The 15,488-nt window shown below is 70.9% G+C and carries 11 protein-coding genes, 1 tRNA gene and 1 pseudogene; 8 read left to right on the top strand and 5 right to left on the bottom strand.

What is annotated here, in order from left to right; translation table 11 throughout:
• Positions 1–461: 461 nt before the first annotated feature.
• Positions 462–2,300: a trypsin-like serine protease gene (locus tag ACFY15_RS31145; RefSeq protein WP_390826479.1), complete on the top strand. Its 1,839-nt coding sequence runs from the start codon at positions 462–464 to the stop codon at positions 2,298–2,300.
• Between the two features lie 434 nt (positions 2,301–2,734).
• Positions 2,735–3,907 (top strand): acyltransferase family protein, encoded by a 1,173-nt coding sequence (locus tag ACFY15_RS31140; RefSeq protein ID WP_390826478.1) that lies wholly within the window; start codon positions 2,735–2,737, stop codon positions 3,905–3,907.
• Positions 3,908–4,280: 373 nt separating this feature from the next.
• On the opposite strand, the pseudogene ACFY15_RS31135 reads toward ACFY15_RS31140, so the two are convergent.
• A pseudogene (locus ACFY15_RS31135) lies at positions 4,281–5,481 on the bottom strand (IS3 family transposase).
• 171 nt (positions 5,482–5,652) lie between these two features.
• On the opposite strand from ACFY15_RS31135, the gene ACFY15_RS31130 reads away from it, so the two are divergent.
• Both ACFY15_RS31130 and ACFY15_RS31125 read left to right on the top strand, forming a co-directional pair.
• A complete protein-coding gene (locus ACFY15_RS31130) occupies positions 5,653–6,120 on the top strand; it encodes a hypothetical protein (RefSeq protein ID WP_390826477.1) in 468 nt (155 codons plus the stop codon).
• A gap of 264 nt (positions 6,121–6,384) precedes the next feature.
• Positions 6,385–6,469: transfer RNA gene (locus ACFY15_RS31125), tRNA-Leu, on the top strand.
• Between the two features lie 144 nt (positions 6,470–6,613).
• On the opposite strand, the gene ACFY15_RS31120 is transcribed toward ACFY15_RS31125, so the two are convergent.
• The 4 genes from ACFY15_RS31120 to ACFY15_RS31105 all read right to left on the bottom strand — a co-directional run bounded on the left by ACFY15_RS31120 (position 6,614) and on the right by ACFY15_RS31105 (position 13,089).
• Entirely contained in the window at positions 6,614–8,053 is a 1,440-nt protein-coding gene (locus ACFY15_RS31120) for an amino acid permease (protein WP_390689979.1), read from the bottom strand.
• Between the two features lie 220 nt (positions 8,054–8,273).
• Entirely contained in the window at positions 8,274–9,824 is a 1,551-nt protein-coding gene (locus tag ACFY15_RS31115) for an APC family permease (protein WP_390826476.1), read from the bottom strand.
• Positions 9,825–9,863: 39 nt separating this feature from the next.
• Positions 9,864–10,811: a hypothetical protein gene (locus ACFY15_RS31110; RefSeq protein ID WP_390826475.1), complete on the bottom strand. Its 948-nt coding sequence runs from the start codon at positions 10,809–10,811 to the stop codon at positions 9,864–9,866.
• A gap of 622 nt (positions 10,812–11,433) precedes the next feature.
• Positions 11,434–13,089: an FAD-binding dehydrogenase gene (locus tag ACFY15_RS31105; protein ID WP_390689976.1), complete on the bottom strand. Its 1,656-nt coding sequence runs from the start codon at positions 13,087–13,089 to the stop codon at positions 11,434–11,436.
• Between the two features lie 85 nt (positions 13,090–13,174).
• Here ACFY15_RS31105 and ACFY15_RS31100 point away from each other — a divergent pair, with 85 nt between their 5' ends.
• The 4 genes from ACFY15_RS31100 to ACFY15_RS31085 all read left to right on the top strand — a co-directional run bounded on the left by ACFY15_RS31100 (position 13,175) and on the right by ACFY15_RS31085 (position 15,464).
• Positions 13,175–13,717, top strand: a complete 543-nt coding sequence (locus ACFY15_RS31100; protein WP_390689975.1) for an NUDIX hydrolase — start codon at positions 13,175–13,177, stop codon at positions 13,715–13,717.
• Positions 13,718–13,737: 20 nt separating this feature from the next.
• Entirely contained in the window at positions 13,738–14,136 is a 399-nt protein-coding gene (locus ACFY15_RS31095; RefSeq protein WP_390689974.1) for a YidH family protein, read from the top strand.
• Positions 14,133–14,453 carry a DUF202 domain-containing protein gene (locus tag ACFY15_RS31090; RefSeq protein WP_390689973.1) on the top strand — a complete coding sequence of 107 codons (321 nt, stop codon included), beginning with the start codon at positions 14,133–14,135 and terminating at the stop codon, positions 14,451–14,453. Before ACFY15_RS31095 ends, ACFY15_RS31090 begins: the two co-directional genes overlap by 4 nt.
• Before the next feature lie 102 nt (positions 14,454–14,555).
• Complete coding sequence (locus tag ACFY15_RS31085; RefSeq protein WP_390689972.1) at positions 14,556–15,464, top strand: MBL fold metallo-hydrolase; 909 nt, start codon at positions 14,556–14,558, stop codon at positions 15,462–15,464.
• Positions 15,465–15,488: the final 24 nt, after the last annotated feature.

The raw sequence follows: 15,488 nt of genomic DNA, 5'->3' as shown, positions 1-15,488 counted from the left end.
TGCCCGGTGGGCTTTGGGGCCTGGAAACCCTTTTCACAACTCGAACCTGTCTCACGGTCTGGGCGCTTCGTTGAAACGCCGTCTGCCAACTGGGGCCGGTCGTCGGGCCCGTGGCTGTTCCCTGGGAGTGGTCAGCCTCCCGGGAAATAGCTGAGAACGCGGCGTCTCCTGCTTGCGCATTGCTTTCAGGCCACCGCTTTTGGCGATTTCTGGCCACTCATGCCTCGACCGGCGAGAGTTGGACCGATCGAGCAGGCGATGGTTGCGCGGCGCCCATAGTGATCATTTTCACGTGAAGATCATTTGACAGGGCTCGTGTGGCGGCTGAGGTTTACTCCTGCATTGCCGCGCACTGGGGGATCGGCCGGCGATTGCTCCACTCATATCTCCCGGCGCCGCAGTGCGCCGCCATCGGAAGGACTTTGGTGCTTTCGCGCGCCAGAAAGCTGAGCATCATCGCGGTGCTCGCCACCTCATCCAGCCTCCCGGCAGCAGGCCTTGCCACAGCTGCCGACACCTCGTCGGCCCCGTATGCCATAGAGGACTTCAGCTACCCGAACGCTGCGCAGATCCTCGCGACCAAGGGCATCAAACTCGTCCGAGGTGACGGACAGATAACGCTCGCGGACTGCGACAACTCCAAGCCGCAGATCCGCGTCATGACCGTCGAGGACCTCACGGTCAACCGGCAGGGCACCTACTGCTTCACCTCGAGTGCCCCCACCGGATACCTCGCGCTCGAGCTGCCCCGGGTCTTCGCCATCGACGCCGGCGACAAGCCCCTCAACGCCAAACTGACCGCCAACGGGGCCACCCAGTCGGTCGACATCGCCAAGGACGGCTACGCCAGCGTCGGCGAGGGTGTGGTGGGAGGATCCCGCAGCACCCTTGTTGAGATCCGGGTCACCGGATCGGGCCCGGCCCCTCTCAACACCGATGCCGAACTTCCCTTCGTCGGACGGCTCGATATCGGCGACAGTGCTCGCTCCTGCAGCGCCGTCCTCATCGATCCCCGCTGGGTCGTCACGGCCAAGAGCTGCTTCGCCGACAAGCCCGCTGAGGGCATCGACATCCCGGCCGGCGCCCCCAAGAGCCGCACCGTTGTCACAATCGGCACCCACCGCAGCGAGATCGTCGAACTCGCACCGCGTCCTGACCGTGACCTGGTCATGGCGCGGCTGATCGACCCGGCCTCGTCCATCACGCCGGCGCCCCTGTCCAGCACCGCCGCCGCGGCAGGCGAGGACCTGACCGTGGCCGGCTACGGCCGCACCGCCTCGCAGTGGCGGCCGACCACACCCCACAAGGCCACCTTCACTGTGGCGGCCCCCACCGCGACCGACTTCGGGATGGCTGCCAAGGCCCCCGCGAACGCCACCGTGTGCCAGGGCGACGCAGGTTCCCCGGCAGTACGCACGGAGAACGGCAAGCCGGCCCTGGTAGGCCTGGTCAGCCGCTCCTGGCAGAACGGTTGCCTCGACGCGGCCGCCACCGACAAGACCGGCGCCTCCACCACGCGCGTGGATGACCTGGCCGCGTGGGTGCAGGCGACCTCCGGCCACGTCCTCAGGGCCGGTCAGACCATCGCGTCTGGCGCCACGCTCGTCGCGAAGCACCTGAAGATCAGCATGCAGGCCGACGGCAACCTGGTGATCTACCACAACAGCGCCGTCCCCGGTAAGGGCGGCGTACTGTGGGCCAGCAACACCTCCGGTAACCCCGGCGCGTACGCGATCATGCAGGCCGACGGCAACTTCGTCGTCTACACGAAGACCGGTGGCGACGGCAAGGGCGGCCACCTCTGGTCCACCGCCACCATGAACAACCCCGGCGCCTACCTCCACTTCCAGAACGACGGCAACCTCGTCGTCTACAAGAAGGACGGCGGCGAAGGCAAGGGCGGCGGCCTCTGGTCCAGCGACACCTGGATGCGCCCCAACCAGCTCCCGAGCGACGGCCGCTACCCGGCCGGCTTCTGGGCCGACAGCCCCAACAAGATCCTCGTCATGCAGCGCGACGGTCGCCTCTACATCTGGGACAAGAACCAGGGCAAGGAACTGTGGAGCTCCAACGTCGCCGGCGGTGATGGATCCTTCCTCCACATGGGCGGCGACGGAAACCTGGTCGCCTACCGCAAGGGCGGCGGCCCCGGCATCGGCAACTCGTACTGGTCCACCGCCACCATGAACAACCCCGGCGCCTACCTCCACTTCCAGAACGACGGCAACCTCGTCGTCTACAAGAAGGACGGCGGCGAAGGCAAGGGCGGTGCCCTCTGGTCCAGCAACACCTGGCAGTAGGCCGAGCCGCATGAAGCAACAACAGCACAAATGGTGCTGAGATGACCGACGATGCCCCGGAGTCCCACGCTCCGGGGCATCGCCTTCTCCCTCGCCGCCTCGCCGCCTTCCACCGGGACCCTTTATGGAAATCGGCTGCCAAGCCAGCAGCGGCGCAGAATGCCCGTCGCTGCCGCCGCAACCAGGCGGCATATTCGCCGAGCGCCAGCCAGGACAAGACAGTGAGGGTGAACCCGTACCCCTACCGAGCCCATCGGAGCCTCTCCCGCTGCCGTATCGGCGGCGGACCGGAACTTCCCAGCCTTCCCCCAACACGTCCCGCCGCGAAACACCAGGCCGGCCGGTTCTCTCCCGCAGCGCGAGGCTGCGCCCCGCCGCTGGCGCCGAGGTCGGGCGAACAAAGTGGCGGCCCGGCCCGTGATACCGTCCAGTAGGTGTTGAGTACAGGTGCTATATCCAGCGGTGTCCCGAGTGCAGGTGACGCGGCTCCCTCACAGAGGGCCCAGGGGGCTGCTGGCGAGGCAAAAACCCGGCCGGTTCCACTTCCGTCTTTGACCGGTTTGAGATGGACCGCAGCGTTGATGGTCTTTTTCTACCACTTGGACTTGGTCGAGTACATCGGCGGCCGCGCGGGGAGCACCATCCGCTTCGCCTTCGGTGCCGGCAACACGGGTGTCTCGTTCTTCTTTGTCCTCTCGGGATTCGTGCTCGCCTGGTCTACCGCCAGCACCCCTACAGGCCGGGGGATCGTCCGCTTCTGGCGTCGCCGGTTTGCCCGCGTCTACCCTCTGCACCTGGCCACCGCGCTCGGCGCCCTTGCTCTGGCCTACACTCTGGCCCCCGGCACGAAGCCCTCCGTTCGGTCCCTGTTGGCGAATCTCTTCCTGGTCCAGGCATGGGTACCGGACGTCCACTTCTACGGCGGTGTCAACCCCGTCAGCTGGTCCCTGGCCTGCGAGGCGTTCTTCTACCTGACTTTCCCGCTCCTCGTCTGGCCCCTGCGCCGCCTCGGCTGGCGCGCCAGCATGGTGGCCGCCGCAGCATGCACCATCACGACCCTGACCCTGCCCATGCTGGTCGCCTCGTTCGCACACCCTGACTGGGCCGCCTACGACTTCCCGCTCGCGCGCCTGCCCGAGTTCATCCTGGGCATCGCCCTCGCCGAGCTCGTACGCGCCGGCCGCTGGCGTGGACCCGGCCTGACGCTGTCTGTTGCACTCACCATGGGCGGCTACTTCCTCAGCTCCCAGGCACCTCACTACCGTTACCAGTACGCCGCCTGCACGCTTATCGGCTTTGCTGCGCTCATCGCGGCCGCAGCACAGGCCGACCTGCGAGGCGAACCGTCCCCCTGGCGGGGCCGACTGAGCGTCAAGCTGGGCGAGATCTCCTTCGCCTTCTACATGGTCCACATTCTGGTCATCCGCACCGGCGAGTACCTGTTCCGCCCGCACCCGAAGCTGCCCTGGTGGCCATCCGGCCTACTGGTGTCGGGAACCGCATTCGCAGTGTCGCTCGCAATCGCTTGGGCTCTGCACACCGTCGTCGAAAACCCCGGCCGCAAGCTGCTCCTGAGGAAGTGGGGCAGCTCCTCCACCTTGAAGTAGAAACCAGGTAGACAAATGGCGGCGACCTGCTGGGGAAGGCCCTCCCCAGCAGGCCGCCGCCATTTGTCTTTACCATCTCTTGAGCGCGGACAGTGGCCCTTTCCCTCCATGCCGGAACAGGCCAAACCCCCCGCACCCTTACCCACCAGACCCAGACCAGCGACCTGGGACACGCAGCCAGGCCAGCCCGTTATGCGCGCAGTATCACCAGACATCCACGGTGTTAGCGCGGTGCCCGGATTCCCTGGCATTGCTATTCGCCGCCACACCTCTACACCGCGGTACAACACCCTATGCGGGGGTGTGGATGAGTTGGAGGTCTGCTGAGCAGTAGGCGGTGCGGGCTTTGCCCTATTTCGTAGACACTCGCTTGTTATGCAACCAAGTCCAGGTTAGCGACGCTCGTAACGTGGTGCCGCTCGTAGTCGACGGGGCTGTGGTAGCCCAGGGCGGAATGTCGCCGCTTGCGGTTGTACCAGGCCATCCAGGCGAAGACCGCCATGCGGGCCTGCGCCCGGGTCAGCCAGCGTGAACCGTAGAGCAGTTCCCGCTTCAACGTGGCGAAGAAGGACTCCGCCAGGGCGTTGTCGTAACTGGAGCCGACGCGGCCCATCGAGCGCCGTATCCCGTGCGCCCGGCAGACCTCGGCGAATGCCGCCGACGTGTACTGACCGGCGACCCGCGGTCGGAGTGGAACACGACCCCGCGCACGTCGCCCCCGCGGGCATCCACGGCGGACTGGACCGCGTCGACGACCAGGTCGGCGCGCATGTGCTCGGCCAGCGACCAGCCGACGACCCGCCGCGAGTGCATGTCGATCACCGTGGCCAGGTACATCCACGATCCGCCGACCGGCAGGTACGTGATGTCACCGCACCAGCGCACATCCGGCGCCGGCGCCTCGAAGACGCGTCCGACCAGATCCGGAGCCGGCGGCACGTTCCTGTCCGCGATCGTCGTGCGGACCGTCCGCCGCAGGTGCCGGCCGGCCAGCCCGCGCTCGCGCATCAGCCGGGCGACCCTCTTGTGGTTCACCGCGCCGTGCCGTTCCCGCAGTTCCCGGGTGATCCGCGGGACGCCGTAGGCCCCGTTGGATTCACAGTGGATCTCCTCGATCCGCACGCCCAGGTCCTCGTCGGCGGCCTTCCGGGCGGCCCGGGTGGCCGCCGCGGCGATCCACCGGTAGAAGCCGGACGCGGACACGTCCAGCACTCGGCACAGCCGCTGTACTCCATACGGGTCACGGTGGTCGGAGATGAACCGCCAGCGGCCGGTCATCGACCCATCTCCTTGGCAAAATACGCGGCCGCCTTCCGCAGGATCTCCTTCTCCAGCTCCAGCTCGCGGACCTGCTTGCGCAGGCGGCGCAGTTCCTCGCGCTCCGCCGGGTTCAACGGGCCCTCACCGCCCGCACCAGACGTGGCCGCTTCCGCCCGCGAGCGCGCGAGCCACTGGCGCAGGGACTCCGGGTTGACGCCCAGCTCCCGCGCCACCGACGGGATGCGCCGCCCGCTGGACTCCACCAGCGCGACCGCGTCCCGCTTGAACTCGCCCGAGTACCTCGCAGCACCCATGAGGACATCCTCTCCACGGACCCGAAGATCCGCTTCTCAGAAGTGTCCACTGTTCGGGGTAAAGCCCAGTCGTCGCCGTGGTGGGCGCGGGTGCGGCTGAGCATCACCGATTAGAGGGACTGCTCAGCTGCAGCCTTGGACGGCCTCGTCGGTGGCGCTAGCGTCGGGCGTGTGGCAATTTCAGACCAAGGAACGACCTCGCCCCCCATTTCCGATCTCGGATCCTTGAAGGCGGAGTGGAGCCGCCGGCACGCTCACGCCACCGCAGAGGCACTTCACTACGAGACTCTCCTGGAGTCCGCTCGCGAGATCGAGGAGATCGCTGAGCTGTGGCAAGGGCTCGCCGCCTCGCCCGTCTCACACCCCGCTATCCGGGCGTCACGACAGGAAGCCCCGACGGACGCCGCCCCCGGCGAGACCGCCGTCGAGCTGGACACGGAGAAGGTCTTGCTCCTGATGGCCCAGGAGCCCCACCGCCTATGGCGAGCCAAGGACATCCAGGCAGCATTCGCACACCCGTCGCTGACGGAGGTGCGGTGCTCTCTCAAGGCACTGGTCGTGGCCGGTCGCCTTGAGGCTGTTCGTCGCAAGGCTCGCCACCTGCTCTTCCGTATCGCAGTCTCCCCCAGCGCGGAGTAACCAGGCGCTGACCAGCGGGGCGGAAAGAGATCTTGGTTCACCTGGGAACTGACTACCCAGCACTCTCGTGAGCCCGCAGCTCAGCGGATTCTGTCGGTTGACCACACAGTGAGAAGGACCCCGCTCCGGCGGGGTCCTTCCGCGTTTCCGGCAGGGCTTCCGGCCGCCGGGAGCGGACGGCGGGGGGTGGCGCGGGAGCCCCCGGAATGTTTGGTAATGTTTCACCTGTCGCCACGGCCCGCGAGGCTGGACGACACACACCCGGTCCGGGTGGCGGAATGGCAGACGCGCTAGCTTGAGGTGCTAGTGCCCTTTATCGGGCGTGGGGGTTCAAGTCCCCCCTCGGACACACAGTGAGAAGGACCCCGCTCCGGCGGGGTCCTTCTCCGTTTTCCGCCGAAGGTCGTGGATCGGCGGGTGCGGGCCCTGAAAAGGCGAAGGCCCCCGGGCGGGCCGGAGCCCGTCCCGGGGGCCCTGGGGCCCGTGGAGGACGTCAGTCGCGCGAGGCGGCGATCTCGTTCACCCGGCGGCGGACCAGGAACCAGCCGCCGACCAGGGCCGCGGCGATGCCCGGGAGGATCATCACCGTGGTGCGGCCGACCCCGCCGTCGCACCACATCAGCACCAGGACGGTCACCAGGAAGACCAGGGTGACGATCTGCGTGTACGGCGCCCAGGGCAGCTTGTACCCGGGGCGCTCGACGAGGCCGTTCTGCGCACGGCGCCAGAAGAACAGCGAGCAGATCATGACCATGGCCCAGGTGCCGAGGATGCCGATGGAGGCGAGGTTGAGGACGATCTCGAAGGCCTCGCCGGGCATCCAGTAGTTCAGACCGACGCCGGCGACGCCGAAGGCGGCGGTGAACAGGACGCCGCCGTAGGGGACCTTGCCCTTGTTCATGACCCCGGTGAACTTCGGGGCGGAGCCGGACATGGCCATCGAGCGCAGGATCCGGCCGGTGGAGTAGAGGCCGGAGTTCAGGCTGGACAGGGCCGCCGTCAGGACGACCAGGTTCATGACGCCCGCGGCGCCGGGCACGCCCAGCTTGTCGAAGACCGTGACGAAGGGGCTCTGGTCGGCCGAGTACTCCGTGTACGGGAGCAGCAGCGCGAGCAGCACGACGGAGCCGACGTAGAAGAGGCCCACGCGCCACATGATCGAGTTGATCGCCTTCGGCATGATCTTCTCGGGGTTCTCGGTCTCGCCGGCGGCGACGCCGCAGAGCTCGACGGAGGCGTACGCGAAGACCACGCCCTGGATGACCAGGAGCATCGGGAGCACGCCGGACGGGAAGATGCCGCCGTGGTCGGTGATGTTGGCCAGGCCCGGGGTGCTGCCGCCGATGTCGTGGCTGGTGGCGACGAGGTAGATGCCGACGATCAGGAAGATCGCCAGGGCGGCGACCTTGACCAGGGAGAACCAGAACTCCATCTCGCCGAAGTACTTCACCGAGATCAGGTTCGCGGTGAGGACCACGGCCAGGGCGACGAAGGCGAGCACCCACTGGGGGATGTCGGTGAACATCGACCAGAAGTGCGCGTAGGTCGCGGCGGCGGTGATGTCGGCCACGGTGGTGGTCGACCAGTTCAGGAAGTACAGCCAGCCCGCCGTGTAGGCGCCCTTCTCTCCCATGAACTCGCGCGCGTACGAGACGAAGGCGCCGGAGGAGGGGCGGTAGAGGACGAGCTCGCCGAGGGCCCGGACGACGAAGAAGGCGAAGACGCCGCACACGGCGTAGGCGATGGCCAGGGAGGGACCGGCGCCGGCGAGGCGGCCGCCTGCGCCGAGGAACAGGCCGGTGCCTATCGCCCCGCCGATGGCGATCATGTTGATGTGGCGGGACTTGAGGTCCTTGCTGTAGCCCTCGTCACCGGCGTCGACATGGCGGGAGGACGCCTCGGCGGGGGCCTCGGTCAAGGTGCGGTCACTCATAAACGACTTCGCCTTCGTGGGTCGGACAGGCAGGCCCGAAGCCGCGCGCGGGGGAGCTGGGTGGGGTCCCCCGTGCCGCGTTCCGGTGATTTTGTCGCCCCAGGAGACCATGAGCGTCCGCCCCCCGCCAAAATCAGCCACTGCGCGCCGAAGCCCCCGACGACCTTGGAAACGGTCGCCGGGGGCTACTGAGGGGTATGAATACGAGGGCTGCGGGGCTTCAGGCGCCCGGCTCGGCCTCTGCGGCCTGGTCGAGGCGGAAGGCCTCGTTGCCCAGGCCGATCCGGGCGTGCGCCTCGGGCCGGCGGGCCTTGAGCACCAGCCCGTGGGCCAGCCCTGCCACCGCAGCCACGCCGATGATCGCGGGCAGCACCCAGCTGAGCACGGAGCCCTTCTCGGCGGCGACCAGGACGGCGAAGTCCTTGACGGTGTAGACGGCGATGCCGACCAGGGCCAGGCCGGCCAGGCCCGCCGCGACAAGCCTCCAGAGCTGGGCGCCGGCGGCGCCCCGGCGGACGAAGAAGGCGATGACGGCGAAGGAGGACGCGGCCATCAGGACGGTCACGCCGAGGGCGCCGACGCTGCCCATCCAGGTGAACAGGTGCAGGACGGGGGCGGTGGGGTCGCCGGCCGGGGAGCCGTCGGTGAGGGCGAAGGCGAGGACGACGAGGGCGGCGACCACGGTCTGGAGCAGGGAGCCGGTGGCGGGGGCTCCGGTGCCGGGGCTGGTACGGCCGAAACGGGCGGGGAGCAGGCCCTCGCGGCCCATGGCGAAGGCGTAGCGGGCGACGACGTTGTGGAAGCTGAGCATGGCCGCGAACATGCCGGTGACGAAGAGCACGTGCAGGACGTCGGTGAAGCCGGCGCCGAGGCGGCTCTGGGTCAGGTCGAAGAGCAGGGCGGGGCCGGCGTCGGCGGCCGCCCTGGTGACCCGCGAGGGACCGGTGGCCACGCTGAGGGCCCAGGCGCTGAGGGCGAAGAAGAGGGCGGCGAAGCCGACGGCGAGGAACATCACGCGGGAGACCACGATGTGCGGCTTGCTGGTCTCCTCGGCGTAGACCGGGGACTGCTCGAAGCCGACGAAGGCGGCGATGCAGAAGCACAGGGCGGTACCCAGGCCGGCGCCGCCGAGGCCGGCGGGGTCGAAGGCGCTCAGGGAGAGGCCCTCGGGGCCGGGCTTGCCGAGGGCGGCGAGGTCGAAGACGACGACGAGGGCGCACTCGATGAGCAGCAGGACGCCGAGCACCTTGGCGTTGAGGTCGATCTTCAGCCAGCCGAGAGCGCCGGTGGCGGCGACCGCGAGCAGGGCGGGGACCCACCAGGCGACCTGGGTGTGCAGGTAGGTGGCGAGGAGTCCGGAGATCTCGAAGCCGAGGATGCCGTAGACGCCGACCTGCATGGCGCTGTAGGCGACGAGGGCGACGAGCGAGGCGCAGGCTCCGGCGGTGGGTCCGAGGCCGCGGGCTATGTAGGCGTAGAAGGCACCGGCGTTGTGGACGTGGCGGCTCATCTCGGCGTAGCCGATGCCGAAGAGGGCCAGGACGACGCCGAGGATCACGAAGAGCAGCGGCTGGCCTTCGATGCCCATGACCCCGAAGATCGTGGGCATCACACCGGCGACGACCATCAGGGGGGCACTGGCGGCCAGGACCGAGAGCAGCAGCCCGGCGGTGCCGAGGCGGCCCGCGCGCAGGGCGCGGTCCTGGCCCTTGAAGGTGCGGATCTCGGCCTCGGTGGCGGCGGCCTTCACGGTGGATCTGCCCGTCGGCATGGCAGGGTCCTTTCGGGGGCGACTGGTCGGGGGCGGGGGTCAGGCCGTGCCGAGCGCGGCGCTCCGCGCGGCGAGGAAGGCCTTGGTGGGGTCGCGGTCCGGATAGGACCAGGGGGCGCGGGTGGCGTGGGTGCCGATGCGGTGGAAGAGGGCGGCGGCTTCGGCGGGTCGCCCTTCGCAGAGCTTGGCGTGGGCGAGGAAGTTGAGGTCGACCCGGTTGCGCGGGTGGTCCTCGCGCTCCCATTCCAGCCACCAGTCGAAGGCGGAGCGCAGCACCTGGCGGGCGCGGCGGCCGGTCCAGTGCTCGACGGCGTCCTCGGGGGCCGAGCGGCCCCGGGCGGCAGCGAGGACGCGGTAGCGCTCGGCGTGGGCGATGACGGGGAGCACGGCGAGCGGGGAGTCGGCCGGGGACTCCTCGGCGGCCCAGGCGGCGAAGTCGTAGACCTCGTGGAGCGGGTCGTGGCCGGCGGCGGGGTCGCGTTCGGCGAGCCGGGCGACCATCAGGTGGTGGGCGTGGTGGTGCTCGCGGTGGCGGGCCCGGACCTGGTCGAAGTGGCGGCTGAAGTCCTCGTCGGGGCCGAAGGCGCGGGAGAGCATGAGCAGGCCGAGCCAGGGGGTGGGGTCGGCCGGGAGCAGGGCGGCGGCGCGGCGGCAGGCCTCGTCGGCGGCCTGGGGGGTGCCCTTGCCGCGCAGGGCAGCGTGGACGGCGGCGCAGGCGAGGAGGGTGGCGGCGTCGGCGCTGCCGGGTTCGGCGAGGAGCCACTCGCGGGCCCAGGCGAGGGCGGAGGGGGTCTCGGCGAGGACGGTGACGCGGTGGCCCCGGCGATCCCAGTCGTCGCCGGTGGCCGCCAGCAGGCTGCGGGCCCTGGCCCACCGGCCCTGGGTGAACTGGCCTCGCACGTCGACGAGTTCGGTGTCGCAGAGGGCCGGGTCGAAAAGCTGGGCGTCCCGCTTGCGGGCGCGGCCGAGGGGCGGCGGCGGGGACATCCGCGGGTTCCCTCCAGAGCGCGGGCGCGGGTGGACGACGTACGGGGTACGGATGGACGGCGTACGGGGGTGCGGGTGCGGAGGTACGGGTACGGACGTACGGGTACGGACGTGCGGGTACGGACGTGCGGGTACGGACGTGCGCGTGCGTGGGCGGTACCGGTGGTGATGGTGCGCGCGACATGCGGGGCGCGGCCCGATCGATCCGGTGGTCAGTCCGGATGATCACTCACAGCAAACCGGTACGCACAGCTCCGAGTCAAGGTCCGGACCGCCGCGTGGCCTGAATCAACTGGTGTGCGAAGAGGGCAACTTGGGGCGCATGCGGCGGTTCGAGATGCGGGGTGGGGGTGCCGCCGTCCCCCGGGGCGGGCCCGTGACGAGCGTTGACGGCCTTCGCCTCGGGCGAGGCGCCGACCGTGCCGGGCGACCGGGCGGTGGTGGTGGACGCGGCCGGTGGCGGTGCTGGAGGTGGCCGAGGTACGGGTGCTGCGGGCGGTCCTGGGGGATCCGGGGGCACGGTGGACCACGGCAGGCTGGTCGCACGCGGAACGGTACCGGGTGGTGGGGCGCCTGTCCTGCCCCCCCCGCCCCGCCCCCGGTACCGCTCCGCGGGCCGGGGTCAGGACACGGCGCGGGCCGCCGCACGGCCCGCGGCCCGGCCCGAGAAGAGGCAGCCGCCCAGGAAGGTGCCCTCCAGGGCACGGTAGCCGTGGACGCCCCCGCCGCCGAAGCCCGCCGCCTCCCCCGCCGCGTACACGCCGGGCAGCGGCTCGCCGGAAGGGGTAAGGACGCGGGAGGACAGGTCGGTCTCCAGGCCGCCGAGGGACTTGCGGGTCAGGATCGAGAGGCGGACGGCGATCAGCGGGCCGGCCTTCGGGTCCAGGATTCGGTGCGGGGCGGCGGTGCGGATCAGCCGGTCGCCGAGGTAGCGGCGGGCCCCGTGGATGGCCGTCACCTGGAGGTCCTTGGTGAAGGGGTTGGCGATCTCCCGGTCGCGGGCGGTGATCTCGCGCCGGACGGTGGCCTCGTCGAGCAGGTCCTCGCCGGCGACCGCGTTCATCCCGCGGACCAACGCCGACAGGTCCCGCTCGACGACGAAGTCGGCGCCGCGGTCCATGAAGGCCTTGACCGGCCCGGGTACGGCCTGCCGGGCGCGGTTGACCACCTCGCGGACGGAGCGGCCCGTCAGGTCGGGGTTCTGCTCCGAACCGGAGAGGCCGAACTCCCTGCCGATGATGCGCTGGTTGAGCACGAACCAGGTGTGGTCGTGCCCGGTGCGCATGATGTGGTCGAGGGTGCCGAGCGTGTCGAAGCCGGGGAAGAGGGGCACGGGCAGCCGCCGGCCCGTCGCGTCCAGCCACAGCGAGGACGGGCCGGGCAGGATGCGGATGCCGTGGCGGGCCCAGACCGGGTCCCAGTTCCCGATGCCCTCGGTGTAGTGCCACATCCGGTCCTTGTTGATGTGCCTGGCCCCCGCCTTCTCCGCGATCCCCAGCATCAGCCCGTCCACGTGGGCCGGGACCCCGGAGAGCATCCGGGCGGGCGGGGTGCCCAGGCGGGCCGGCCACTGGGCGCGCACCAGGTCGTGGTTGCCGCCGATGCCCCCGCTGGTGACGATCACCGCCTGGGCCCGCAGGCTGAAGGAGCCGGTGCTCTCACGGCCGCTGGCGGCGCCCCGTACGGCGTCCGAGGGCGCCAGGACCTCGCCGGTGACGGTGTCCACCGCGCCGGCGGTCGAAGCCAGGCCGGTGACCCGGTGGCGGAAGCGCAGGCTCACCAGGCCGCGGGCGGCCCCGGCGCGGACCCGCCGCTCGAAGGGCTCGACCAGGCCGGGGCCGGTGCCCCAGGTGATGTGGAAGCGGGGTACGGAGTTGCCGTGGCCGTTGGCGTCGTAGCCACCGCGCTCCGCCCAGCCCACGACGGGGAAGAAGCGCACCCCCTGGGCGTGCAGCCACGGCCGCTTCTCACCGGCCGCGAAGTCGACGTAGGCCTCGGCCCAGCGGCGCGGCCAGGCGTCCTCCTCCCGGTCGAAGCCGGCGGTCCCCAGCCAGTCCTGGAGGGCGAGCGCGCGGCTGTCCCGGATCCGCATCCGGCGCTGCTCGGGCGAGTCCACGAAGAACAGCCCGCCGAAGGACCAGTGCGCCTGGCCGCCGATCGACTGCTCGGGCTCCTGGTCGAGGAGGATCACCCGGCGTCCCGCGTCGACGAGCTCGGCGGTGGCGGCGAGGCCCGCGAGGCCCGCTCCGATCACGATCACGTCGGCGTCGTAGCCCATGCGTCTGCCCGTCCTCCGGTCGGTGGTGGGGCAGATCCTTTGCTACGGAGCGGTAACCCGTCAACAGCGGTGGTTGGATGGACGGGTGAGTGCCGCAGATGAAGTACTGGACGTGGTGGACCGCGACGACCGGGTGACCGGGCAGGCCCCGCGGGGCGAGGTGTATGCCCGGGGGCTCCTCCACCGGTGCGTGTTCGTGCAGGTCAGGGACGAGCTCGGGCGGGTCTTCGTGCACCGCCGGACCGCGTCGAAGCTGGTGTTCCCGGCGCACTACGACATGTTCGTGGGCGGGGTGCTGGGAGCCGGGGAGGACTATCCGGGGGCCGCGCTGCGGGAGGCGGAGGAGGAGCTGGGGGTGAGCGGACTGGAGCAGCCGGCGCCGCTGTTCAAGTTCCTCTACGAGGGTCCCGGCGGGGCCTGGTGGTCGTACGTGCACGAGGTGCGCTGCGCGCGGCCGGTGGTCCCGCAGGAGTCCGAGGTCGACTGGCACGCCTGGCTGGCGCCCGGGGAGCTGGAGCGGCGGGTCTCGGACGGGGGCTGGCCGTGGGTGCCCGACGGGCTGGAGGCGTACCGGCGGCTGCGCGCCTTCCGGGAGGATGCGGCCAGGCCGCCCGCGCCCCGCGCGTGAAGGGGACGTAAATTGGACAGGTGATCGACTTCGTCAAGGACGTGCGCCTCTGGTTCGCACCGCAGCGGCTGCGCGCCGAAGGCGAGACCCCGGACTACCGCTTCTCCCTGGCCAACGAGCGGACCTTCCTGGCCTGGATCCGGACCGCGCTGGCCCTGGTGGGCGGCGGGTTCGCGGTGGACCAGTTCCTGCCGGACCTGCGCTGGGGGGTGCGGGTCGGGATGTCGCTCGCCCTGCTGGGGGTGGGGGCCGCCTGCGCACTGCGGGCGGTGCACCACTGGGTGCGGTGCGAGCGGGCGATGCGGCGGGGCGAGGACCTGCCGCTGTCGCCGTTCCCGGTGCTGCTGAGCATGGGGGTGGGGCTGGTCGCGGTGGCGATGGTGGTGGTCGTGCTGATGGGCTGGACGGACCGGCCGTGACCCGGCCCGGTACGGCCGCCCGGGACGCGGGGCTCCAGCCGGAGCGGACCCGGCTCGCATGGCGGCGCACCACCCTGGCCTGCTCGGTCACCGCCGTGCTGGCGCTGCGGCAGGCGCTGCACGGTACCGGGTCGCCGCTGGAGGTGACCGGTGCGTCCCTGATCGCGCTCATCTGGGTGGCGTTCCTGTGGGTGGCGCACCGGCGGATCCGGCAGCTGGCGACCGCCCGGCCGCCGGTGCTGTCGCACGGGGTGGCGGCGGGGGCGGTGGCGTGCACGGTGGCGCTGGCCGTGTTCGCGATGACCGTGATCGTCTGACGCCTGCCCCACCCCGCCCCGCGCCGAACCCCGCCCCGGGCCGGGCCCGGACCGGCTGGCAGGATGCCGAGCACCTGTCACAGCGACCCGGGGAGAGCGCCCATGACCGTCGAGAAGCCGTACGCAGTCCAGCCCGCTGACGGGGTGTACGCCTACGTCCAGCCGGACGGCGGCTGGTGCCTGAACAACGCCGGCTGGGTCAGCGACGGCGGGCGGACCCTGCTGGTCGACACGGCCGCCACGGAGCGTCGGGCGCTGGCCCTGCGCGAGGCGGTCGTGGCGGCCGGATCGCCGCTGCCCCGCACCGTGGTCAACACGCACCACCACGGCGACCACACCTACGGCAACGCCGTCTTCGCGCCCGCCCTGATCGTGGGCCACGACAACGCGCGGGCCGAGCAGCTCGCCGCGGGGCACCAGCTGGAGCTGATCTGGCCCGCCACCGACTTCGGCGCGATAGAGATCACCCCGCCGGACCTCACGTACGGCGACCGGCTGACGCTGCACGTCGGGGACACCGAGGTGCGGGTCCTCCACCCGGGCGTGGCGCACACCACCGGCGACTCGGTCGTGTGGCTGCCCGCGCAGCGGGTGGTGTTCACCGGGGACCTGGTCTTCGCCGGGGGCACCCCGTTCCTGGCGATGGGCTCGCTGGCCGGTTCGCTGCGGGCGCTGGAGCTGCTGCGCTCGCTGGACGCGGAGACGGTCGTCCCGGGGCACGGGCCCCTGACCGACCCGGCGGCGTACGCGGCCACCGAGCGCTACCTGCGGTACGTGGAGGAGCTGGCGCGCGACGGCCGGGGCCGGGGGCTGACCCCGCTGGAGACCGCGCGCGGGGCCGACCTCGGGGAGTTCGCGGCCTGGCGGGAGAGCGAGCGGCTGGTGGCGAACCTGCACCGGGCGTACGCGGAACTGGCCGGGGAGCCGGAGGGCGCCCCGCTGGACATCATGGCCGTGCTGCGGGACATGACGGTGATGAACGGGGGCACGCCCATCCTGTGCCACGCCTGACGGACCGGGGCCGGAAGGGTTCTT

This window comes from Streptomyces sp. NPDC001373 (assembly GCF_042895815.1).
In the GTDB taxonomy this organism is placed as follows: domain Bacteria; phylum Actinomycetota; class Actinomycetes; order Streptomycetales; family Streptomycetaceae; genus Streptomyces.
The sequence above is the reverse complement of the archived record's forward strand: the minus strand, read 5'-3'. Positions and strand labels throughout refer to the sequence as shown.

What these genes read in the sequence shown, in the direction of transcription:
- ACFY15_RS31120 (WP_390689979.1), bottom strand. Translation starts at nt 8,053, where the DNA reads ATGAGTGACCGCACCTTGACCGAGGCCCCCGCCGAGGCGTCCTCCCGC.
- ACFY15_RS31115 (WP_390826476.1), bottom strand. Translation starts at nt 9,824, where the DNA reads ATGCCGACGGGCAGATCCACCGTGAAGGCCGCCGCCACCGAGGCCGAG.
- ACFY15_RS31110 (WP_390826475.1), bottom strand. Translation starts at nt 10,811, where the DNA reads ATGTCCCCGCCGCCGCCCCTCGGCCGCGCCCGCAAGCGGGACGCCCAG.
- ACFY15_RS31105 (WP_390689976.1), bottom strand. Translation starts at nt 13,089, where the DNA reads ATGGGCTACGACGCCGACGTGATCGTGATCGGAGCGGGCCTCGCGGGC.
- ACFY15_RS31085 (WP_390689972.1), top strand. Translation starts at nt 14,556, where the DNA reads ATGACCGTCGAGAAGCCGTACGCAGTCCAGCCCGCTGACGGGGTGTAC.